Raw genomic sequence first — 571 nt, forward strand, 5'->3', positions numbered from 1 at the left:
CACCTTTTAACACCACTACGCCACCATAGCGTTCTTGCAGTTGGCGTGCTGCGGAATATCGATCACTTTCAATCTGTTGAGTGGTCACATTTAACAAGCGAGCGGCTTCTCCCGGATGAGGAGTTATGACGCGTTGGTTGTCACACACCAATGTGCCATCACATCGTTGACTTAACATTGCCAGAATATTTAGACCATCCGCATCCACAACTTTCGGTTTTTGTTCTTGAGATAGGTATTGATAAGCTTGATACGCCCACTCATCGTCGCCAAAACCGGGGCCAAACACCAAAACATCTGCCCAGCGAATACGCTTAGTGAGCGCGTTTTCCGTGTCTCTGAGTAAATCCGTGGTTATGCTTTGACTCATCACTTCTGGGCAACTGACCTGCAGAGGAATGAAACTATCTGGGTGCGTAATACTTGCTGTTAACCCTGCCCCACTTCGAACCGCCGCAGACGCGCACAAACGGATTGCACCAGACATACCTTGATTCCCGCCAACGCAAAGTAATTTACCGTTATCGCCTTTGTGAGCTGTCGCTTTTGGCTTTGGGAGCAAACGAGGGAT

Annotated in this window: 1 protein-coding gene; it reads right to left on the reverse strand. The window is 48.9% G+C overall.

Annotated elements, in window-relative coordinates; genetic code table 11:
• On the reverse strand, positions 1-571 hold a 571-nt coding region (locus R7Q48_RS29625), incomplete at both ends, for an NAD(P)H-hydrate dehydratase (RefSeq protein WP_318133948.1).

Source organism: Vibrio sp. 378 (assembly GCF_033339435.1).